The sequence below is a fragment of the Parabacteroides johnsonii DSM 18315 genome, from assembly GCF_025151045.1.
GTDB classification, from domain to species: Bacteria; Bacteroidota; Bacteroidia; order Bacteroidales; family Tannerellaceae; genus Parabacteroides; species Parabacteroides johnsonii.
This window is the reverse complement of record NZ_CP102285.1, coordinates 4,359,968-4,382,866: the sequence shown is the minus strand read 5'-3', so window position 1 is coordinate 4,382,866 and position 22,899 is coordinate 4,359,968. Positions and strand designations below refer to the sequence as shown.

15 protein-coding genes are annotated in these 22,899 nt (G+C 44.3%); 6 read left to right on the top strand and 9 right to left on the bottom strand.

Annotation, left to right across the window (positions count from 1 at the left end; genetic code table 11):
• Window positions 1-3: 3 nt before the first annotated feature.
• The 6 genes from rplM to NQ564_RS17790 form a co-directional block, all read right to left on the bottom strand.
• Window positions 4-459, bottom strand: coding sequence for a 50S ribosomal protein L13 (gene rplM, locus NQ564_RS17815; RefSeq protein WP_005637644.1), 456 nt, complete (start codon window positions 457-459; stop codon window positions 4-6).
• Between the two features lie 277 nt (window positions 460-736).
• Window positions 737-904 (bottom strand): hypothetical protein, encoded by a 168-nt coding sequence (locus NQ564_RS17810; RefSeq protein WP_008152924.1) that lies wholly within the window; start codon window positions 902-904, stop codon window positions 737-739.
• A 152-nt stretch (window positions 905-1,056) separates the two neighbouring features.
• A complete protein-coding gene (locus tag NQ564_RS17805; RefSeq protein WP_129650322.1) occupies window positions 1,057-3,870 on the bottom strand; it encodes a fimbrial protein in 2,814 nt (937 codons plus the stop codon).
• A 27-nt stretch (window positions 3,871-3,897) separates the two neighbouring features.
• The gene (locus NQ564_RS17800) at window positions 3,898-5,322 is read right to left on the bottom strand and encodes a hypothetical protein (RefSeq protein WP_008152930.1); all 1,425 of its coding nucleotides are present in this window, start codon (window positions 5,320-5,322) and stop codon (window positions 3,898-3,900) included.
• A gap of 15 nt (window positions 5,323-5,337) precedes the next feature.
• The gene (locus tag NQ564_RS17795; RefSeq protein ID WP_008152932.1) at window positions 5,338-6,558 is read right to left on the bottom strand and encodes a hypothetical protein; all 1,221 of its coding nucleotides are present in this window, start codon (window positions 6,556-6,558) and stop codon (window positions 5,338-5,340) included.
• A gap of 561 nt (window positions 6,559-7,119) precedes the next feature.
• Window positions 7,120-7,749, bottom strand: a complete 630-nt coding sequence (locus NQ564_RS17790) for a porin family protein (protein ID WP_008152934.1) — start codon at window positions 7,747-7,749, stop codon at window positions 7,120-7,122.
• Between the two features lie 127 nt (window positions 7,750-7,876).
• Here NQ564_RS17790 and dnaE point away from each other — a divergent pair, with 127 nt between their 5' ends.
• Both dnaE and trxA read left to right on the top strand, forming a co-directional pair.
• A complete protein-coding gene (dnaE, locus tag NQ564_RS17785) occupies window positions 7,877-11,677 on the top strand; it encodes a DNA polymerase III subunit alpha (protein ID WP_008152936.1) in 3,801 nt (1,266 codons plus the stop codon).
• A gap of 68 nt (window positions 11,678-11,745) precedes the next feature.
• On the top strand, window positions 11,746-12,060 hold the full coding sequence (trxA, locus tag NQ564_RS17780) for a thioredoxin (protein WP_005637649.1): 315 nt from the start codon (window positions 11,746-11,748) through the stop codon (window positions 12,058-12,060).
• On the opposite strand, the gene mnmD is transcribed toward trxA, so the two are convergent.
• Window positions 12,055-12,735, bottom strand: coding sequence for a tRNA (5-methylaminomethyl-2-thiouridine)(34)-methyltransferase MnmD (gene mnmD / locus NQ564_RS17775; protein WP_008152937.1), 681 nt, complete (start codon window positions 12,733-12,735; stop codon window positions 12,055-12,057). The two genes, trxA and mnmD, sit on opposite strands and share 6 nt — an antisense overlap.
• 80 nt (window positions 12,736-12,815) lie before the next feature.
• On the opposite strand from mnmD, the gene NQ564_RS17770 reads away from it, so the two are divergent.
• Window positions 12,816-15,206, top strand: coding sequence for a TonB-dependent receptor (locus tag NQ564_RS17770; RefSeq protein ID WP_008152938.1), 2,391 nt, complete (start codon window positions 12,816-12,818; stop codon window positions 15,204-15,206).
• A 99-nt stretch (window positions 15,207-15,305) separates the two neighbouring features.
• Entirely contained in the window at window positions 15,306-17,690 is a 2,385-nt protein-coding gene (locus tag NQ564_RS17765; protein WP_008152940.1) for an ATP-binding protein, read from the top strand.
• Here NQ564_RS17765 and NQ564_RS17760 read toward each other — a convergent pair.
• Together NQ564_RS17760 and NQ564_RS17755 are read right to left on the bottom strand one after the other, a co-directional pair.
• Window positions 17,656-18,657 carry a sensor histidine kinase gene (locus NQ564_RS17760; protein WP_008152942.1) on the bottom strand — a complete coding sequence of 334 codons (1,002 nt, stop codon included), beginning with the start codon at window positions 18,655-18,657 and terminating at the stop codon, window positions 17,656-17,658. The two genes, NQ564_RS17765 and NQ564_RS17760, sit on opposite strands and share 35 nt — an antisense overlap.
• Window positions 18,654-20,018, bottom strand: coding sequence for a sigma-54-dependent transcriptional regulator (locus tag NQ564_RS17755; RefSeq protein ID WP_039848450.1), 1,365 nt, complete (start codon window positions 20,016-20,018; stop codon window positions 18,654-18,656). Before NQ564_RS17755 ends, NQ564_RS17760 begins: the two co-directional genes overlap by 4 nt.
• A gap of 171 nt (window positions 20,019-20,189) precedes the next feature.
• Between NQ564_RS17755 and NQ564_RS17750 the strand changes: the two genes are divergently transcribed.
• Together NQ564_RS17750 and NQ564_RS17745 are read left to right on the top strand one after the other, a co-directional pair.
• Window positions 20,190-21,086 carry a hypothetical protein gene (locus NQ564_RS17750; protein WP_008152946.1) on the top strand — a complete coding sequence of 299 codons (897 nt, stop codon included), beginning with the start codon at window positions 20,190-20,192 and terminating at the stop codon, window positions 21,084-21,086.
• A 310-nt stretch (window positions 21,087-21,396) separates the two neighbouring features.
• Window positions 21,397-22,863, top strand: coding sequence for a TolC family protein (locus tag NQ564_RS17745; RefSeq protein WP_008152948.1), 1,467 nt, complete (start codon window positions 21,397-21,399; stop codon window positions 22,861-22,863).
• Window positions 22,864-22,899 lie beyond the last annotated feature (36 nt).

The window sequence follows — 22,899 nt, the reverse complement described above, 5'->3', positions numbered from 1 at the left end:
TGATTATTTATATGAGTTTATATCGATTAATTTAGGCTGCTGAGCTTCGTGTTTGTGCTCTGTTCCTGCATATACATACAGATTGTTCAACAGTTTAGCACCCAGACGATTCTTCGGAAGCATACCTTTTACTACTTTACGGAACAGACGGTCGTCACCTTTAGCCTGTAAGTCAGCCGGCGTATAAGCGATCTGTCCACCGGGATATCCGGTATATCTCAAATAAATACGATCGTTCCACTTATTACCTGTCAGAACGATTTTGTCTGCATTGATGATAATTACGTTATCACCACAATCAACGTGCGGAGTAAAATTGGGTTTGTACTTACCACGCAAAAGCTTCGCTACCTTTGCGCAAAGGCGTCCCAAAGTCTGTCCTTCGGCGTCAACAATGACCCACTCTTTGTTTACAGTTGCTTTGTTTGCAGAAATGGTCTTAAAACTTAAAGTATCCACTTGCTTAAAAAATTAATAAATTAATAACTCTAAAAAACAAGAATCCAATCCTCGCGTGCGCTGTCACTACGGACACTTGACGTAACAACGTGCTAAAAATTAAACTCTTAGTACAATTTTGATAATATTCGGCTTGCAAAGGTACGGTTTTTCTGCAAAACACAAAACTTTTCGTAGAAAGAATTTACACAAGTAGGTCAATTACAGGAAAAAAAGGTCCGGTAACCTGCAAGCTACCGAACCTTTACCTACAATCTTCTGCAAATGATTATTCCAACTACAATTCCGCAACCGTCCCGGCATCCAGACCGGTACACTCCATAATGGCAATGGCCTCCATGCTTTTTTGTTTCATATTGAGGGCCACCTGGCGGATGCCTTTTTCCAAACCTGTTTCACGATTTGCAAGCACAATATCCGTATGCACCTTATCGTTTTTTTGCAAAGAAGCAACATTTTTCCAAATCTATTGCGACAGCATTACACACTACCTTCCTTACATCACAAAGGGCACGAAGAAAACCTCCGCGCCCTAAGTTCCCTATATCCCGTTAAGGATTCGGTTTATGTAAGTTAAATGAAAAAATATAGGCAGAATTAATATATATCACGCACACAACGTACACGTCCTTTATAATTAGGATTTTTATCCGGAACCGACATAAAGCCATAACTTCCTCCATATCCCAAATTCTTCTTACCCTCTAAGGATGAGGTTGTCCGAGCCCACTGGTATGTCCCCGTCCATCCATCAGATAATCGAGAAGACATCAGTGACAACTCTCGTTCATTCGGCAAGCGCCAACCAGTTTCTCCCCCTTTATTATATTTTGCACACGGCGAAGAGCCAGCAGAAACAGCATCATTCAACTCTTTCCAATACATCACAGACATATCTTCTGTAGATTTATATTCAAATCCCTTGACATAAGGACGATTAGCCGGATCTAATTCCGTATGCACAGCAAATTCCCCTTTTTGGACATCTTGCTCTCCACGCAAAGCATTTTCGTTTATATAAGGGTAATAGAAACGTCCATTACCGTATGATGACACGTAATCTTGCGGCACATCCTTAGCCGCATTAGTAGGTCTGCTATCTGACATTCCCAAATTACGGACACAGCGATAATCATATTGGGTCGGCTTCTTAGCTCCTGGTATACTATTGGCATACAAAAATTTATAATTATTAATAGCAGCACCTTCTTCCGCATAAAATTCCTTTCCGTTGCTACTTAGATAACGCCAGTACTCACTACTTCCATTAGGATACAAATGAGCCTCCACCGGAAGAGCATCTTTACCGATCCAAATATCTGTATATTGGTTAATGGATGCCGGGTACCACTTGATCTCAGTAGCATCAATCTCCCCATTTCCATTCTCGTCACGATTTCGCTGCAAGCAGGCCCATACCAATTTCTTACCAGCATCAAGATCACTATTCAAATGGTTTCCATTAAAGGCCACATCCGTTGAAACATATTCGTTCCATATCTGATTTCGTATATCAGCTTGTGAGAAAAAGTTCCAACGGCCATTGCTCTTATCCAAATCCCCTTTATTCCACGGATTATCATCCGGAGGTGTCAACTTTCCTGTCTCATTAATCGTTTCTATACCCCAAGCCGTTTTCAAACCCGATGCATTCTCATTATAGAATGTTTTGATGGAACGTTGGCTAATCATAATAGAAGAGGTTGTCAAACTACTTTCCCGATCCTGGCTATATTCTGTGTTGCACAAAATATGCATTTCACGATTCGGTTGATTTACAAATTTCTTCCACAACAAATTATCTGTATTGCCAGTCATTGGGTTTCTATCGTAATAAAATTCATCCACGAACATAGTATAGACAACATCTCCCTTGCTATCATAAATATCATCAGTTTTCAACTCTTGCAACAATTGTTCTATATTTATCACCTTATCCGGATCATACATTTGATAATTGCTTCTACTATACACATTTTTATTTTTTTCGTGCCTTCTAAAATGCACCCATTCATAATCTTTAGCGTCTGAAATCGGCTGGCTACCCGCAGCTCCATCAATCGAAAAATACCCCTCTTGGAAAGGAGTTTTCAACTTAAATCCAGCTCTACCCTCAAGGGCTTTTTTATTAAAGACGATAATATCGTGTTCGAAATGTGCATCCAACGGATAAAATTTATCTGTTTCCACAATATTCCCCTCTGCTCCTGGCGAAGGTTCCTTACTTTCTCCATCTTCAAAAGAGGTGACCTCCAAACGGATGTCATTCACATTTTTGATGTTTACATTATAAATATAAGTCGTATTTCTTTCCGTATTAAAATCATTTGCCAGAGTTCCATTCACCGACTTTGCATATCCCAAATGAACCGTGTATGTAACATCAGCCGTACGCTCTTTCGTAACACCATCTTCCGTATATTTCTCATAATAATCACCGGTCAAAACGACATAAGTTGAATTAGCTGGTGCATACAGGAAAGCTCCATTCACCACATATCCCAGATGACTGGGATTTGGTGTCGTTTTATCCTGCATTTCTCTTTCCTGATACACAGTCAAGCCTTGTGCAGACTTCCGGTTCTCCCACATATAAAACGTAAAAGAGGATTGGCCGGATGTCGTTGTTGTCTCAAAACTAACAGGCTCAGTCATATCAAAATAATCATCTTGGGAAGAAGCGATATCAGACTCTTTTGAAACTAAACTGATATGTTTAGGCAAATTGAACACCTGCCATTTTTTAGGGGTAAACTTTTTTTCTGTTCCCCCCTTCTCTATTCCGATATTAAAGGTGACGCGGGCATCCACCCTTTTTAAAGAGATTGGTTCCAACCGAGTACAGGCCGGATCAATGGTACAAACACCATTAGTCGATGCCCCGCCGTACACACCAGTCATCAACAAATGCCCGGATGAACGCAGATAGGTCTCTTGTATCAGATTCACTTCATTTTCCAATAACCCATCCACATTCGAAATTTCATCCAAACTTGTTTTCAAACTGGAAATAGAACTTTCATTCGGTACATTAGCAATTGCATAGATCCGTTTCGTCCCAGAGAGAAGTTCTACTGTAATTTCTCCTTTCGTTTCACCCGATCCATCTGCTTGCTTTTGAGATATTATACCTAAGTCTTCTCCCTTGAAAAGTCGTCCAAACTCTTTTTCCCCAGTTTCTGCATTAAAGACAAACAAGTACAAATTAGTAACACGGAACTCTTCATCCGTTGGCAAAGCAGACTTTGTTTCCAAGTGAACCGGAGTAGTTGCCGTAAACGATAATTTCACTTCCGTCGGTATCCCTTCAACCACCTTGTTTCCTTTCTTGACCAAATCGTCATCAGTACAAGCGAACAAGACACAAATTGCACATATAGCACAAATTACTGATAATATATATTGCTTCATACGTCTATCTTTTTATTTCGTTAATTTTCATTTACCAAAATCAATACTCACACTATGATTACCATCCCACTCAGCAACCTGCCAGATAATATCCTCTGATACAGGCGGGTTATATATTCCTGTTAGACGATAAAGATGACCAGCTTGAAGTTGGTTACCATCGATTGTAAGTTTACAAGTTTCGTAAGTCGGGCTATTAACCGTTTGATCTGAAACTTTTTCAACATCTTCAGAACCACAATTTACCAACTCCTTCGTTACCTCATTATTCGGAATCGTAACCATATCCTTTCCGGTCGGATAAGGAGTATCCGGGAAATACCCCCCCCTATAGTTACGTTGTACAACATACGCATAACGCACCTCCTTGTCATACTCCGATATTATACTCTCCCCTATACCACATTGTAACGTAAATGTAAGATTAAAGCGAGAATCGCTGGATGGATACGAATAAAAAGTCGTATCGTTACAATTTGCAGCACCAGCTTCCTTATAAAGAGGCTGATTATCTATATATAACAAATAAGAAAGTTGATTTGCACCACTTAGCCCTATCGGCCCTTGCCAATAAGCTCCCTGCTTTCTAATTTCTTTCCGATTTTTCTTTGTTTCTTGTTTATAAAAGCTTATGCGATAAGTAGTACTCTTCCTATCCCTATAATAATAAAAGTTCTGATACCAAGTTATCTGACTATGATTTTTCCCATCTCCCCAACCTTTAGAATTCAAATCCTGTATATCATCATAATCAGCAACAGACTTCAATAATTTATCCATCAAAACATTATTTGAATTGTACTCCAACTGTACCCAATCACCATCTTCATCAGCCAACACCTTTTCTTCAGTCTCATCATTCAACGAAGACACCCCTCCAAAATCAATACGTGCACTCAGTGAACGTAATGGGACCTGGATCTCTGTAGTAGAAACAGAAAGAGTAGTTTCCATCGATCCGATTTTCACCAAAGTATTTGCAAGCCTTTCAGCATACGGGAAACCGGTAGTTTCTTCTTGCAGAGCTTCAAATTCGCTATATGAAGAACCTTTGCCTAATCCGTTATATTCATTTGTCGAATTGGCTATCACGACAAATGTAAGTTTCTTGTTTATTGGCAATTCACTTAAAGAAGCCCGATAGGCCGGTAGCGATTTATCATTCACAGTAACCGTTTCTGAAATTAAATTTGGATCTTTTACAAATCCTACGCAAATATTCTGATCATCAAACACAGCGATTGTCACACGGCTGATTTCCAACTCATCCGGAGTCGCCCATTCATATCCATCAGCAGCTTCCGCTTTCGTTTGTGCATCCCCTACCGCAAACACGATCGACAGATCTCCCACCTGTGCGATTTCCGGACTATCTGTGGGTATTTCATTTACACATGCTGTAAAGACGCTTGCCATTACGCACATCACTGATATTATATTTCTTAGCTTCATGATATTATATATATTTTACCCATTTATCCTTTCAAACTCACCGCTTATCTCTTCTTTTTTCCAATCCATTGTATAAGTAATAACATCAACATCAACCACTTGATTCTTGATCGTCACATGCACTTTATACAAATGATTTGGTTTTACTTCAGCACAGTTTTCGGTCGTACCTCCTGTTTTAATAGAGAAAGTCGTACTACCAGATCTACCCTTCCAATCATACGTAAGCGTAACATTCGTGGCAGACGACTTCTTCTCGTATGTATAGAAACGATAACCGATAGGATTGGATTTCTTTTTAGCCTCCTCGTTCATACTGTTCCATTTATTCAAATAAGAAGTATAAGCATAATATGCTGCGCCTATGGCTTCACCGCCCCCTAAAAGAGTACTCAAAAGCTGGCCGTTATTATCTGTTTGGCCTATGCCTCCCTTATCCGTACCCAATTGAATATCTCTGAGGACAGCCCGTACATCTGCTGCGCTGTGAGGGTTGTCACTATCAAACAATACATTGTCGTTAGCATCCTTTATCACGAAAGAGGCAATCTCTATAGCTGCTGTCCGAAGTGCCAAAGTCACATCAGCCACGCCACATTTTACAGTACCCTCTTCCAGGCAATCAAAATCTGTTGTTTTGCTGGACGTTCCATAACTACCAGCCAAGATCGTGCCTTCTCCCACCTTAATAAAATCGGTCAGGGAGTTACCGGTTTCTTGACCATCCCGAACGAATTTTCCGATCGGTTTGTTCCTCAACTCACTTAAAGAAAAAACAGTTTCATATATATGGGTCGCAAAATAAGAATTACTGTCATCAGTCATACCGACTACAAAAACTGTCAAATCAGGCTTCACAGAAGGAACTTTTACCAAGAGATGTTTATTCAACGTATATTTATAAGCTCCATCTTTCTGCGTAAGGTCTGACTTTGTATAATATCTCCGTCCAATAATTTCATCTCCGTTTGCCACAAAGACAAAACAATGGTTTACCTCCATTTCTTTATTCTTCACTGCACTATAGTCCGAATCCACAGCCGGTCCGGTTACTTCGGTTGTTGCTTTCGTACTCAAATCCGTCCCTGTTGAAATATTGAATTGGAGGGCTGCATACAAATCTTCGGATACGCCATCCACCTTACCTTTCGTATCCGAAGCAATATCGTCTTCCATCGAACAAGAAAACATGGCTGCAAGGAACCCTATACCTAATGCGATGTTTTTCAGTTTCATATTGTTTATCTTTTTTATTGTTTTTATCTTACTTCCTGTTCCATTTTTTCGACAATCAACATAGTTCTAATAGGACTTAGTTAAGGAAAGGCTGAAAAACAAAGACTTACAGAAGATCTTGAATAGGCATATAGAAGATTCAATTTAGCTTATACGATGATTTTCAATATAAAAAAACGACATAGTCCTATTAGAACTATGTCGTTTTTATCACTGTTTTAACTTTACATTGCAAAAATAGGCCAGATAGACAAGAGGGATAATAGGCACAACTTTCATCTTTAAGGGGTAAATGTGGCAATCGCCAAAATTGAGAGAGATACCCCTTGAAACGATAGATTTACTGTAATGGAAGAAAGAATAGGGTTCATAGGGCTTATAGCGCGACTATCAAAATGTCACTACCATCCCATCAAAATAGGATTACTACCCCATGTATTTAGAATTAGTAGCAAGGGTAATATTTTTTAACATTTCTGTTTGACATATAACGTCCTCTTTTCTCTGTCTAAATGACAAAGAAGGATCATCTCGTTTTCGGTATACAGAAGTAATAAATATTTACCGGAACATATACCCCAACGACAACGTCACGTTGTTCTGATAGAGGGAAGATTCGCCTTCACGTTCTATGGCGCGACGATCCAGTGTGCCGCAAAGGGCGCTGACGGAAAAGAAGTAGCGGCTGTAATCCACGCGCAGGCCGACATTGACACCCAGATCAAATGTTTTGAGATCAGCCTCCTTGGTCTGGCCGAAATGGATATCGACGTTCTGGTTTTCGGTTTTCATCTTTCCAAAAAGAGAGAAGTCGAGAGCCGGACCGGCATAAACGCCCAACTGCACATCATTTATAATAAAGGTATAAGCTAAGTTCACCGGAACCTGGATAGAATAGTAACTGCATTTATTGAAAGAATTCTTCGCCCCTTCCACTTGCGGATTAGAGTAGAAAGAACCGCCTTGGTTCGTAAACGCCAGTTCGGGACGCAAAGACAAGCCCTTATATAGATGTATATCAGCAAGTCCGGCCAAGCTGAAACCAAAACGGGCACCGGCGTTGTATGTACCTTCAACTTTCTGCACCAGAGAAGAATAAGCACCACCCGCACGCACGCCGAAAGTAACTTGACCGACAGCCGGCATAATCATCAACATTGCCCAAAAGGCGATAAATATAATTTTTCTCATATTGCTAATCTCTGCGTTATCAAAAGCAAAGATAGAGTTTTTCAGCCGGATTATAGCAGGCGATAGAATAAATTTATAAAATAACCCGTATCTTTATAGGCCGAAATAAAAAAGATTAAGAACCCATATGGAACCGTTTATACATCTGCACGTACATACCCAGTATTCACTGCTGGACGGACAAGCATCGATCGACGCTTTGATTGACAAAGCACAAAAGGATGGTATGCCGGCGATTGCCGTCACCGACCACGGTGTGATGTTCGGAATAAAAGAGTTCTTCAACAAGGTATCCAAGAAAAACGGCAAACCGTTAGGAGCTATCAAGGATTATGAGAAAGAGTTGAAAGAACTGAAAAGTAAAACGGAACTGACCTCCGAAGAGCAGGCCCGTCTTGAAGAAATACCTGCAAAAATCGAAGAAGAGAAGAAAAAAATATTCAAGCCGATCTTCGGTTGCGAGTGTTATTGCGCCCGTAACGGACGGCATAGCAAGCTCGCTTCGCAGAACGACCGAAGCGGATGGCACTTGATCGTGTTGGCTAAGAACCTAAACGGCTACAAGAATCTGATCAAGATGGTTTCTTTGTCCTGGACGGAAGGTTTTTACGGACGTCCGCGTATCGACAAGGAGTTGCTGGAAAAATATCACGAAGACCTGATCATATGCTCCGCCTGTATCGGTGGGGAAATTCCACAGCATATCCTGAACGGACGGATGGACAAGGCCGAAGAATCGGTTCTTTGGTTCAAGAACCTGTTCGGAGAAGATTACTACCTGGAAATACAGCGGCATGAAACACATGATCCGAACGCCGCACAAGATGTATACCCTCACCAGGTAACAGCCAACAAGGTGATTTTGGAACTGGCGCGTAAACACGATATCAAGGTAATCGCGACCAATGACGTTCACTTTGTCAACGCAGAAGACGCGGAAGCACATGACCGCCTGATCTGCCTCAGTACGGGTAAAGACCTGGACGACCCGAACCGTATGCGTTACACCAAACAGGAATGGATGAAGACGACGGCTGAGATGAATACCCTCTTTTCTGATATTCCTGAAGCCCTCAGCAACACGCTGGAGATAGCCGACAAGGTGGAATTCTACTCCATCGACCACGGTCCTATCATGCCAACCTTCGCCATCCCGGAAGATTTCGGAACGGAAGAAGGATATCGCCGGAAATTCACCGAACAGGACTTGTTCGACGAATTCACCCGTGATGAAAACGGGAATGTTGTCCTGAGTGAAGAGGCCGCACACGACAAAATAAAGAAATTAGGCGGTTACGAAAAGCTATACCGTATCAAACTGGAAGCTGACTATCTGAAAAAGATCACCTACGACGGAGCTAAAATTTGTTACGGAGATGAACTGAACGACGAAGTCAAGGAGCGGTTGAACTTCGAGTTGCATATCATGAAGACGATGGGTTTCCCCGGTTACTTCTTGATCGTGCAAGACTTTATCCGTGCCGCTCGCGAAGAATTGGGTGTTTCGGTCGGCCCCGGCCGTGGATCGGCAGCAGGTTCGGCTGTTGCCTACTGCCTGGGGATCACCCGTATCGACCCGATCAAATACGACTTGCTGTTCGAGCGTTTCCTGAATCCGGACCGAATTTCCCTCCCCGATATCGATACCGACTTCGACGATGACGGTCGTGGGGAAGTGCTTCGCTGGGTAACGGAAAAATACGGAGCCGAACGTGTGGCTCATATCATCACGTACGGCACGATGGCAACCAAGTCGGCTATCAAAGATGTCGCACGTGTACAGAAGCTTCCTCTTGCCGAATCGAACCGCCTCGCAAAACTCGTTCCGGACAAGATACCGGATATGAAGAAGTTTAAGCTGAAAGATGCGATCAACTATGTGCCGGAACTGAAAGAGGCGGCTACCGGAAACGATCCGCTGGCACGCGATACCTTGAAATATGCTCAAATGCTGGAAGGTAACGTGCGCAACACAGGTGTACATGCCTGCGGCGTCATCATCGGACGTTACGATATATCGGACGTCGTACCTGTCAGTACAGCCAAGGACAAAGATACCGGAGAAGAAATGCTCGTCACCCAATATGAAGGTTCGGTGATCGAAGAAACCGGTTTGATCAAGATGGACTTCTTAGGGCTGAAAACACTGTCCATCATTAAAGAAGCGATCGAAAACATCCGGCTGACAACGGGCCATGAACTGGATATCGACCATATCAGCCTGGAAGATCCGGCAACCTACAAACTGTATTGCGACGGAAAGACTACAGGTACATTCCAGTTTGAATCTGCCGGTATGCAAAAGTATCTGAAAGAGTTGCAGCCGTCCAAGTTCGAAGACTTGATTGCGATGAACGCCCTGTACCGTCCGGGACCAATGGATTATATCCCTTCTTTCATCGCCCGCAAACAGGGAAAAGAGGAAATCAAGTACGATATTCCCGTCATGGAGCGGTATCTGAAAGACACATATGGTATCACCGTCTACCAAGAACAGGTCATGCTTTTGTCACGTCTGTTAGCGAACTTCACCCGCGGCGAAAGTGACGCCCTCCGTAAGGCAATGGGTAAGAAGTTGATCGAGAAGATGAACCACCTGAAATCTAAATTCATGGCGGGTGGAAAGACGAACGGTTACAAGGAAGAAACTTTGCAGAAGATATGGTCCGACTGGGAAAAATTCGCCTCATACGCCTTCAACAAGAGTCATGCCACCTGCTACTCATGGGTAGCCTATCAGACGGCTTTTCTGAAAGCAAACTATCCGTCCGAGTATATGGCTGCCGTCCTGAGCCGAAGTTTGTCGAACATTGTGGATATCACAAAATTCATGGACGAATGTAAGGCAATGGGCATCCAGGTTCTTGGACCGGATGTGAACGAATCGATCCTGAAGTTCAGTGTGGACAAGAACAAGAACATCCGTTTCGGCCTGGGTGCCGTGAAGGGTGTTGGTGAAGCTGCCGTACAAAATATCATTGAAGAACGGAGAAAGAACGGTCCGTATAAAGATATCTTTGATTTCGTGGAACGTGTCAGCCTGACTGCCTGCAACAAGAAAAATATCGAATCGTTGGCATTGGCCGGTGCTTTCGACAACTTCGGCATTCAGCGGGAACAGTTCTTTGCCGAAACCGGAAAAGGAGAAATATTCCTCGAAACGCTGGTCCGCTATGGCAATAAGTTCCAGACGGACAAGAGCACGGCAACCAATTCCCTGTTCGGAGGAGATGCTTTTATCGCCATCGCCAAACCGGAGATTCCCAAATGTGAACGTTGGAGCGACCTCGAACGCCTAAATAAGGAAAAAGAACTGGTCGGCATCTATCTTTCCGCCCATCCTTTGGATGAATACCGTATTATACTGACATATGTATGTAATACCGGCATGGCGGAAATAAACGATAAGGAAAACCTGGTGGGTAAAGATTTGCTGTTCGGCGGTATCGTTACGGACTTCCGCGAAGGGATGACCAAGAAAGGGAATCCTTACGGCATTATCAAGATAGAAGATTTTACCGGTAGCGGAGAAATAGCGTTGTTCGGTAAAGATTACGTCGATTACAGCAAATTCGGCAAACGCGGTATGTACCTGCTGATCAAGGCGCGTGTGGAAGACCGCTACAATTCAGGTCGCCTTAGCTTATCTATCGGAGCCATCCAGCTACTACAGGAAGAGAAGGACCGTCTGATCGAAAAGATCAGCATCACGGTCCCGATCCACGATTTGGACGAACCTACCATAAACGAACTGTCTACCCTGATTAAAAACAATCCGGGCCAGAGTCTGTTATACTTCAAGGTGGTTGACGGTGAACATAATATCATACAGAATTTTTTCTCACAAAACATACGGCTCAATGTCACACGCAACCTGGTCGAATTCTTGCAAACGAACGATAATATGGATTTTAAAATTAATGGGTAGTATTTGTACGGTATAAAAGAATTTGTACTTTTGCACAAAATTCGAATATATAATTCATAATTAAAGATATGGCACTACAAATTACAGATGCAAATTTTGAAGAGTTGGTAAACTCTGGTAAGCCTATGGTCCTTGACTTCTGGGCAGAATGGTGTGGCCCTTGCCGCATGGTCGGCCCGATCATCGATGAACTGGCTACCGAATATGAAGGCCGTGTTACTATCGGCAAAATGGATGTAGACAACAACAACGACGTGGTTGCACAATTTGGTATCCGCAACATCCCGACCGTTCTTTTCTTCAAAGACGGAAAGGTAGTGGACAAACAGGTAGGTGCTGCTCCTAAAACTACATTCGTATCTAAAATCGAAGCTCTTTTATAATTTAATAGCACGAAGCATTTCGCGCTTTCCAGGGGGGCCGGGTATTCTTTCAACAGAATATCCGGCTTCTTTCATCATACGCCTGACGACACCTTTCGCACAATAGGTCACCAAAACACCACCTTCGGTCGTATGGGTATACAACCGGTTGAAGATTTCCTGATTCCACATCTCCGGCTGCTTATCAGGGGCAAACGCATCGAAATAGATCAGGTCGATTCGATCCGGCAAAGCACACGTATTACTGTCTCCTTGTATTTTATGCAGTTCAAAGAACTCCGTAACCTGGACTGCAACATTCCATTCCGCCTGATGCAGAGCATGGAAAACATCCTTTCGTCCGGCACAGAGCATTTCTCCGTAATTCAGGCTCTCGATCACGTCTGTACCAAGCGGATAAAGCTCAATCGAACAGTAATGTATTTTCCGTTGACAGGCCTCAGCATCCAACAAAGTCAGAAAGGCATTAAGTCCGGTACCGAAACCTATTTCCAGAATGGTGATTTCCCCCCGTTCCAGATGGTGCAACCCGGCTTCGATAAAGACATGGCATGACTCCTGTACGGCGCCATTCACAGAATGGTAGTGTTCGTCCATTTCTGGGATAAAAAGCGTATGGCTACCATCCGCCGTCAGTTGTAATTCCCGTTTGATATGATTCGTTGTGTTCTGCATATATTTCTATAATATGCCTGCAAAGGTAAGTTTTTAATCCCGGTTTTTATATACCTTTGTACCCATAACAAGAATCGAGGATGGCCAAGAAATTTATCTTTCTTTTACTCTTGCTGTTTACGGGTTTACAAATGATACGGGCCCAACAAACATATTCCATAAAAGGTATCGTAAAGGATGCCACCAACGGCGAACCGGTGAGTTTCGCCAATGTTGTCATATGGAATACGATAGAAGGGACTGTCACTGATTCGATCGGCCAATTCGAGATCACCGGAGTCTCTCCCGGAAGCTATCGCCTACAAGCCTCCTTCATTGGTTATAAACCAACAGTCACGGCTGAATTCAGGATTTCCAACAAGGATCTATTTTTTCCGATCGAACTGGAAGAAAGCAGTGAAAGTCTGCAAGAAGTAAGCATCGTTGCCTCGCCTTTCCGCAAGACGGCAGAAAGTCCGCTCGGACTGCGCGTTATCGGATTCAAAGAGATCGAGAAAAGTGCCGGAGGAAACCGGGACATATCCCGGGTCGTACAATCTTTTCCTGGTGTAGCATCTACGGCCGCTTTCCGAAACGACTTGATGGTCAGAGGCGGAGGCCCGTCTGAGAACCGTTTCTTTCTTGATGGCGTAGAAATACCGAACATCAACCACTTTTCCACGCAGGGAGCTTCCGGAGGTCCTGTCGGGATCATTAATCCGGATTTCATACGCGAAGTCAATTTCTATTCTGCCGCCTATCCTGCCGCGCGTGGAAACGCCCTTAGCTCGGTTCTTGATTTCAAGCTACAGGACGGCAACAAAGAAAAATTCTCCTTGCGGGGAGTGATAGGAGCTTCGGACATCGGATTCTCTGTCAACGGACCGGCCGGCAAGAAGACAACTTACCAGGTGTCTATTCGCCGTTCATACCTTCAGTTCCTTTTCGATATGATCGGATTACCTTTCCTGCCGACCTTCACTGACGCACAATTCAAAGTGAAACATACATTCGACCGGAAAAACGAACTGACGATCCTGGGACTGGGAGCCATAGACGACATGAAACTCAACACCGGCATGGAAGATATGAGTGAAAAGAACCAATATATCTTAGCCTACCTGCCAGTAGTCAAGCAAAAAACATACACCTTGGGAGCAGTTTACAAACATTACTCCGGCAAAAACATTTATTCACTGATTATCAGCCGGAGCCAGCTAAACAACCGGAATATCAAATACAAAGACAATGACGAAAGTTCGGAAGAAAACCTGACTCTCAATTACCGTTCGGACGAAATCGAAAACAAACTGCGCAGTGAGAATATATTCCGTTTTCCTTTCTTCCGGCTGAATGTCGGCGGAAACCTCGAATATGCGACCTACACCAATCATACATACCAGAAACAGTTCACCACGACTCCCAAAGTGATCAACTATCACACGGATCTCGGACTTTTGAAATGGGGGCTTTATGCCACAGCCATATACGAAAGCGATAACGAGCGTTTCACCGCATCTTTAGGAGTACGGGCAGATGCCAACGACTATTCGCCGGAGATGAACAATCTCCTGGATCAGCTCTCACCCCGCCTTTCCCTTTCCTACCGTTTGTTTGGAGCGGTTTATCTGAACGGAAACATCGGCAGATATTACGAATTGCCTCCTTATACAGTCCTCGGATTCAAAGACAATCAAGGCAACTATCTGAATAAGGCCAACCGCCTGACTTATATCCGGAGCGACCAGACGGGACTCGGACTGGAGTATCGCCCTTCCTCATATCTGAAATTCTCGGCAGAAGGTTTTTACAAGAAGTACGACCAATACCCGATGTCATTAGTCGATAGCATTCCACTCGCCTCTAAAGGTACGGACTACGGGGTTTTAGGAAACGAAGCGGTCAGCTCGACCGCCACAGGAAGAGCATACGGCCTCGAACTTACCGGACGGTGGTATAATTATAAAGGGCTGACCTTTATCGCTTCCTACACCTACGTCCGAAGCGAATTCAAGGATGGACGCGGAAGCGGAAAATACATTCCGTCAGCTTGGGACAACCGCCACCTCTTTACATTCAGCGGAACCTACGCACTGCCAAAAAACTGGGATATCGGAGCTAAATTAAGAGTTGTAGGCGGTGCACCTTATACCCCTTACGATGTTGAAAAAAGTAGTCTGGTCGAAGCCTGGGACGCCAGCGGTAGCCTCTATTACGATTACAGCCGCTTCAACAGCGAACGGTTAAAGCCTTTCACGCAATTGGATATCCGGATAGACAAGACCTTCTATCTGAAAAAGTTCATGTTGGGTGCTTATATTGACATACAGAACATCTTGAATTCCAAATATAAAGAACAGGATGTGTATATCAAAACAGGTAAAGTCCTAAACCCAGAAGCACCCCTCGACCAACAACGCTATGAATTAAAACCCGTAGAACGCCGTACCGGGACTTTATTGCCCAGTATAGGACTTATGATCGAATTTTAGAAAAGTATTGATTTATGCAAGCTTATACCAAATAATTCCTATTTTTGCATGCGGGATTCAAAAGGGATCTATTTTGGAGCTTAGAATAATATTTATTTAATGGGCAAATCATCAGACTACAAAACAAAGTACAGATGGCTATTTTTTTTCACTGTCATATGCCTGCTCTTCACATGCCGGGTTCATGCTGATGAAAATAATCCTATCCTGATCATAAGTTCTTACAACCCCGACACCCGCAATACGACACAAAATATCTCCGAGTTCATGGAAGAGTACAAGAAACAGGGGGGAAACTCGCCTGTCGTAATCGAAAACATGAACTGCAAGAGCCTGCCCGAAGCTCCCCTCTGGAAGGAAAGAATGCGTAAATTATTGAACAAATACCAGGGGGAAAGCAGCCCCAACCTGATCGTTATACTCGGGCAGGAAGGATGGGCCTCCTATCTGTCTCAAGATGACAGCATAATCCAGAATATTCCGATACTTTGCGGCATGGTCAGCCGAAATGCCGTTTTACTGCCTGACAGTAATATAAATGTAGCGGAATGGACTCCCGAAAGTGTAAACGTAGAAGACCTGAAAAACAAGGAAAGGAACCTGGCAGGATTTGTCTACAACTATGATATCAAAGCCAATATAGAGCTGATCCGGAAACTGTATCCGAGCACCAAGCATTTAGCCCTTGTCACAGACAACAGTTATGGAGGTATTTCGCTTCAAGCCCTGGTAAGAAAGGAAATCGGCAAAATAGATGGGATAGACTTCATCCCTCTGGACGGGCGTAAGAACGATATCTATAACATCATTGAGGAGATCAAGCAATTGCCCCCACAAAGCATCATCCTTTTGGGAACCTGGCGTGTAGACGTCAACGACGGATATTATGTCGGCAACGCGACTTACACCATGATGCTGGCAAATCCCAAAGTGCCTGCATTTTCACTGACTTCCATCGGTCTGGGACACTGGGCGATCGGGGGCTGTATCCCCCAATACCGCTCCATAGGAAAAGATCTGGCCCGCCAGGCTGTCCACCTTTTGAAGGAACACCCTGATGAACTTGACACAGAAACAATCCCGAACGTATATACATTCGATGCCAAGAAACTGAAAGAACGAAGTATCTCGACAAAAGAACTGCCCCCTCATTCCGTGTTTATCAATACCGAGGTAGGATTATTCGTCCAATATAAATTTGAAATCCTGTTGTTGGTGTCAATCGTGTTGTTACTGTTCCTGATCATGGTACTTTACTTTTACCTACGCACCAGCAAACTGAAAAATAAATTACTGATCCTAATCGACAAACAGAAAGAAGACGAAATAGAACTAAGAAAGGCCAAAGACAAGGCAGAAGAATCCGACCGTTTGAAATCCGCTTTCCTGGCCAATATGAGCCACGAGATCCGCACGCCGCTAAATGCAATTGTCGGTTTCTCCAACCTGCTGACCATAGCGGAGAACGAAGAGGAACGGGATGAATATATCAATATCATCAGCAGTAACAACGAATTGCTCCTGCAACTAATCAACGATATTCTGGACGTTGCGAAGATCGAAGCTGGCACATTGGAATTTATCGACTCCGAAATAGATATCAATGCCCTATTATCCGATATCGAGCAGTCTTCCCGCTTGAAAGCCCCCGAAGGGGTACAGGTTTCTTTTGTCGAAAAACTGCCTTATTGCATCATCATGTCGGACAAGAACCGGTTGGCACAAGTCATGACAAACTTCATCAACAACGCAATCAAGTTTACGAAAGAGGGAAGCATCCGGTTCGGTTACGAGCATAAAGACGACAAACTATTATTCTACGTCAAAGATACAGGATGTGGCATAGAACCGGAGAAGAAAGATCTTGTGTTCAACCGTTTCGTAAAACTGAACAGCTTTGCACAGGGGACAGGCCTGGGACTTGCCATCTGTCAGATGATCATCAAGAAGCTGGGCGGCGAGATCGGTGTGGAATCCGAATTGGGAACAGGTTCGACTTTCTGGTTCACTTTACCGGATACCGTCATTCATGGCATCAATATTCAGTCGATAAAAACAACGGTACACGAGGAGGCCGTAATCAACAACACGAATCCGAAAAAAGCGACACTGCTGATCGCGGAAGACAACGAAAGCAATTACATACTGATCCGTGCGATCCTAAAAGAGTATGACCTATTGCATGCCCGCAATGGGAACGAGGCCGTCCGGCTTTATCACGAGCACCATCCGGATCTTATCCTAATGGATCTCAAGATGCCAGACATGGACGGATATGAAGCGACTGCCGAAATCAGAAAAGAAGACTCCGACATCCCTATTATCGCCGTAACCGCTTTTGCTTTTGCAGAAGATGAACAACGGGTAAGGCAAAGCGGCTTCAACGGATATGCGGCCAAGCCGATCAAACCAGCGGAATTGAAAAAGATCATCGTCCAGTATCTTTCCTCTACAATACACGTGTCTGGGGAAATTGTAAAGTGAAAGTAGTCCCTTTCTCTTCTTCCGAAATAACGGAAATACTACCGCCATGCCGGTTCATGATCTGCCGACAAACACTCAAACCGATTCCCGAACCACCCTGTTTGGTCGTAAAAAATGGAACAAACACTTTATCCATCGCTTCCGGCACAATACCGTATCCGTTGTCAGATACCGTAATCACCGGAACTCCTTCACGCCTGAACGCATTCACCCGGACTTCAGGATAAAGACGTTCCTGACATGCCTCGGCTGCATTTTTCAACAGGTTTATCAACACTTGTTCAATCATGGCACGATCAGCATAAATGCGCAAGTCCACCGGGCGGACAGAGAAAGAGAATGAAACAGCGCCGGCAGGATACAACCCCCTTAAATCGTCAAAAAGGGAGGAGACCGGAAACAACTGCTGTGTCGGAGCCGGAATACGGGTCAGCTTCCGGTAATTCTCGACAAAGTCCAATAACCCTTTACTCCGGCGGTGTATCGTTTGCATAGCTTGCAACATAATGCCGTAATCCCGTTCGTTCAAGCCATTGGAGGTCGCACGCTCCGTCACCGTCTCCGACAGAGAAATGATAGGGGCGATAGAATTCATGATCTCATGCGTCAGGACACGGATCAGCTTTTGCCAGGCATCTGTCTCTGCCTCCGCCACTACCATATTGTACAGACGAGTCCGAAAAGCAGAAAGTGCCTCATTCATGGCACGTGTCAGGTTGGCTTCCGGTCCGTCAGTCGAAGGAACAGGGAAAGACAGATTCATATCTCCATAGTGGATGTTAGCAATCAGATGCTCCATCCTCTGAAGCATTTTCCGCTGATCCTGATAAAGAGAAAAAGCAGTTCCCAGCAAGATTATAAAACACATGACAGCCGTAAAATACAACCCTTTCAAAAGTAAAAAAGCAATTGAAAGAGATAGCCCGACCAGTAACCCGATCTTCAGGAAAAGGACATATCGTTTCATAGGCCCAACTTATCCAGTTTCCGATACAAAGCAAAACGGGTGATTCCCAGCAGTTCGGCGGCCCGGGTGATATTCCCGTCCGCCCGGCGGAGGGCACGTTCGATCGCTTCCTTTTCGAGAACGCTCAGATTCAACTCTTCCGGCTCTCCTTTCTGTTGGGCAGGTGCAGGATGTAGCATAAAATTTTCAGGTTTCAGCATGGAACCATCCGAAAGAATCACGGCACGCTCGATCGCATGCTGCAATTCGCGGACATTGCCCGGCCATGCATAGCTTTGTAACTTCGTTTTCGCATCCCTGGTAAGTCCCCCTATCTTCTTCTTATACTTGCGGACATAACGGTTCAGAAAATAATCGGCCAGTAGCAAAATGTCATTTCCCCGCTCGCGGAGCGGAGGAATATGCAACTCGATCGTATTGATCCGGTACAACAAATCTTGCCGGAAAGTACCTTCCTGGACCATCGCATGGATATTCATATTCGTGGCAGAGATCAGCCGGACATCGATCGGTACGGAGCGGGTAGCCCCCAAACGGAGAATCTGTCTTTTCTCGATAGCGGTCAATAATTTCGCCTGCATCGGCAAACTCAAATTGCCGATCTCATCCAAGAACAGGGTTCCTCCGGAAGCTACTTCCATACGTCCGGGTTTATCGCGTCGGGCATCCGTAAAAGCTCCTTTTTCATATCCGAACAGTTCGCTTTCAAATAATTGTTCCGGAATACTCCCCAAATCGATACTGACAAAAACCTGGTTGCAACGGGGCGAATGATGATAAAGGGCACGTGCAATCAGATCCTTTCCGGTCCCGTTTTCGCCTAAAATCAGAATATTGGCATCCGTATCCTTCAGCTTGGAGATCGTGGCAAACAATTCCTGCATGGCATCACTCTCTCCTATAATCTCAAAACCGGTATCTTCTGGATTTCCCAATGCCTCTACCCGTTGTTTCAACGTATTGACTTCCGTACGGCTTTCACGCAGTCTCAAAGCAGCCGAGATAGTAGCGAGCAGTTTTTCTTTTTCCCAGGGTTTCGGAATAAAATCGGTAGCTCCCGCTTTAATAGCACGCACAGCCTTTTCCGTATCTGCATACGCCGTAATAAAAAGAACCACTGCATCGGGATCGGCGGCTTTTATCTTTTCGAGCCAAAAGAACCCTTCCTGTCCGCTGATAGCATCCCGCCGGAAATTCATATCCAACAAAATCACATCCGGCACGAATGTCGACATAAAATGTTCGATCCGTTCCGGCTGTGTTGTCACTTTTATCTGTTCCACATAGGGTTCAAGCAACAGATTCAATGCGAAGAGGACATCTTCGTTATCATCTATAATCAATATTTTCCCGTTCTTCATATTCCTGATATTATTCTGTCTCCTGTAAGAAATCATCCTTAACGTGGCAAAGATATGTATTATATATATGGAATGTATGTGCGATACTGCACATAATTTGTGCGGAATAACACGTTTTTTTCATACATTTACAGGCAAATACGACATAAACCATTAAAAAATATTACTACGATGAAAACATCCCGGCTATTCATTTCCGCCCTTATCGGTATGGCAGCCCTTACAGGTTGCCAACCTGCGGTTAAGACAAACAATGTTTGCAACGACACATGTACCTGCCCGGCGACAACAGAAGAGGTTCCGGTTGCCTTATTGACAGACACTCCTGTAATCACCGCTCCCCCTGCCGAACTCAAACTCGACCCCTTCTATAAGAAATATATGAATGTGAACGGCATTCATGTCGTCAGTTCCTGGCGCGTACCCGACTCCTGTTTCTACGCCGCTTATATCAGTATTAAGGCTTTGACCGACATACTTCCACGCGAGGTCATGAAATCATTGACCGACCGACATACACGTATCGGCATCATGGCACGCTACGAAGGGACGACGGATATTCCCGAACATGCTTTCTTGGCAAAAGACACAACGCTTAACTGGGACGTCCGTGCCCGTGGTTTAGGCGGCGATGCCGAACATCCTTTCTCAACCTGTGCCGAGGAGAACATCCTTGCCTATCAGATCGACAAATACCATGCGGAAGATATCCTGATCCACGAGTTCGCCCACACCATACATGGAGCCGGCATTCTCCCGATCCATCCTGAGTTCAACGACGAATTGCAGGCGTCTTTGGATGCAGCCGTAGCTAAAGGTCGCTGGAAAAATGTCTATGCCGCCACAAACGTCTGGGAATATTGGGCGGAAGGAGTCCAGAACTGGTTTAACGTGAACGCCGAGGTCAATACGGATGATGGCGACGGCAAACATAATAAAATTAACACCCGTGAAGAACTGAAAGCATATGATCCGGGACTCTATACCATTCTTGCCCGATACTTTCCGGAGATAAAGGAACAGGTCAGCCGACATAAAAAAACGGATCTATACCATTGGACAGAATAACACCTGAAAATAAAACAGTATTCAAACACAAAAATCGAACCGGACAAGCTATTATTCTGTAATCGCTGCCACTGATTATAAAATCACAGGCAGCAATTATATAATCACAGGCAGTAACTATATAATCAGTGGCAGCGATTACAAAATAATAGAGCAAATCGCCAACTATAGATAAGGTTTTAGAAAACTCCCCGTGCTAATCCGCACGTGAATTGTGCTAATCCGCACCTCCACTTCCAATCTTCACTCTTTTATCAACTTAAATATCAATATTTTACAAGAATGGCACATTATTTGCGTCCTTCTTGTCATGAAACACACGATATACATAACAATACTCCTTCTGCTCCCCTTCCAGCTCAAGGCGCAGAAAACACTTACACTGACATTGAGCGAAGCAATCGAAATGGCGCGCCGGAATTCTCCTGAAGCAATTGCCGCCCGTCATGCTTTCAGAGCTTCTTACTGGAACTGGCGTTCGTTCCGAGCCAAACAGCTACCGAGCTTGACGCTCACATCCGATCCGAGCTTGAATCGTTCCATTCAATCGGTTACATTGGAAGATGGCAGCGACAAATTTGTACATCGGAACCAACTCTCAGTCGATGCCGGTCTCGAAATCCAACAAAATATAGCACTCACGGGAGGTAGGGTTTTATTGAAAACCGGACTTGAAAGACTGGATATGTTTACCGACAATATCTCGTCTTACAAGAGTACTCCGGTAGTCGTAGGATATGAACAAGACTTATTCGGCTTCAACGACCTAAAGTGGGAACGCCGCATCGAACCGATTAAATATGAAGAAGCAAAAAAGACCTATATCGAAACACTCGAACTGGTTGCAGCCTATACGACCAATCGCTTTTTTAATCTGGCAACGGCACAAACCTCACTGGAAATCGCAAACTATAATTTCGCATACGCCGACACACTTTACCGATATGCGCAAGGACGTTACAATATCGGAACGATTACCGAAAACGAAATGCTCCAACTGGAACTCAACAAACTGACCGAACAGACAAACCGTCTCAATGCACAAATCGAAGTCGATGATTATATCCAGTCGCTCCGCAGTTATCTGGGTATTTCCGAAAATATTACCCTGGTAGTGATTCCCGACGACAGCATTCCTCACTTCACAGTCGATGTAAACGAAGCTATGCAACTTGCTTTCCAAAACAATCCGGATATCAGCGCCTTCGAACGCCGTCGGCTGCAAAGTGAAAGTAACGTCGCCGAGGCGAAAGCCAACCGGGGTTTTAAAGCTGCCTTATATGCACAGTTCGGTCTGACGCAGAGCAACGAAAAGCTGAAAGAATCCTACCGAGATCCGATGGACCAACAATTGGTGACATTGGGTATACGCATACCGATACTGGACTGGGGAGTAGGAAAAGGCCGGGTGAAAGTGGCCAAAAGCAATCGGGACAAGGTTTACACCGAACTGGAACAAGAGCGGATGGATTTCGAACTGAACGTCGCCAAGATCGTCAAACAATTCAACATACAGGCCGGGAAAGTTGCCATAGCCTATAAAACAGACCAAACGGCCCAGCGCCGTAACGATGTGGCACGCAGGCTTTACCTGTTGGGAAAATCGACAATTCTCGACCTCAATGCCGCCATAGCCGAAAAAGACAACTCCCGCCGTGCTTACATCACGGCTTTATATAATTATTGGAATCTCTATTACGGTCTCCGCAGCCTGACCGGCTACGATTTCGAGAAGATGATCCCGATCACGGAAGATTACGAACTCCTATTGAGGTAATTGACAATTGAGAATTGACAATTGATAAATCATAAT

Coding starts and splice junctions, on each gene's coding strand:
- mnmD (WP_008152937.1), bottom strand. CDS start 12,735: ATGCAGAACACAACGAATCATATCAAACGGGAATTACAACTGACGGCG.
- dnaE (WP_008152936.1), top strand. CDS start 7,877: ATGGAACCGTTTATACATCTGCACGTACATACCCAGTATTCACTGCTG.
- NQ564_RS17805 (WP_129650322.1), bottom strand. CDS start 3,870: ATGAAGCAATATATATTATCAGTAATTTGTGCTATATGTGCAATTTGT.
- NQ564_RS17790 (WP_008152934.1), bottom strand. CDS start 7,749: ATGAGAAAAATTATATTTATCGCCTTTTGGGCAATGTTGATGATTATG.
- NQ564_RS17795 (WP_008152932.1), bottom strand. CDS start 6,558: ATGAAACTGAAAAACATCGCATTAGGTATAGGGTTCCTTGCAGCCATG.
- NQ564_RS17770 (WP_008152938.1), top strand. CDS start 12,816: ATGGCCAAGAAATTTATCTTTCTTTTACTCTTGCTGTTTACGGGTTTA.
- NQ564_RS17745 (WP_008152948.1), top strand. CDS start 21,397: ATGAAACACACGATATACATAACAATACTCCTTCTGCTCCCCTTCCAG.
- NQ564_RS17755 (WP_039848450.1), bottom strand. CDS start 20,018: ATGAAGAACGGGAAAATATTGATTATAGATGATAACGAAGATGTCCTC.
- trxA (WP_005637649.1), top strand. CDS start 11,746: ATGGCACTACAAATTACAGATGCAAATTTTGAAGAGTTGGTAAACTCT.
- NQ564_RS17800 (WP_008152930.1), bottom strand. CDS start 5,322: ATGAAGCTAAGAAATATAATATCAGTGATGTGCGTAATGGCAAGCGTC.
- NQ564_RS17760 (WP_008152942.1), bottom strand. CDS start 18,657: ATGAAACGATATGTCCTTTTCCTGAAGATCGGGTTACTGGTCGGGCTA.
- NQ564_RS17765 (WP_008152940.1), top strand. CDS start 15,306: ATGGGCAAATCATCAGACTACAAAACAAAGTACAGATGGCTATTTTTT.
- NQ564_RS17750 (WP_008152946.1), top strand. CDS start 20,190: ATGAAAACATCCCGGCTATTCATTTCCGCCCTTATCGGTATGGCAGCC.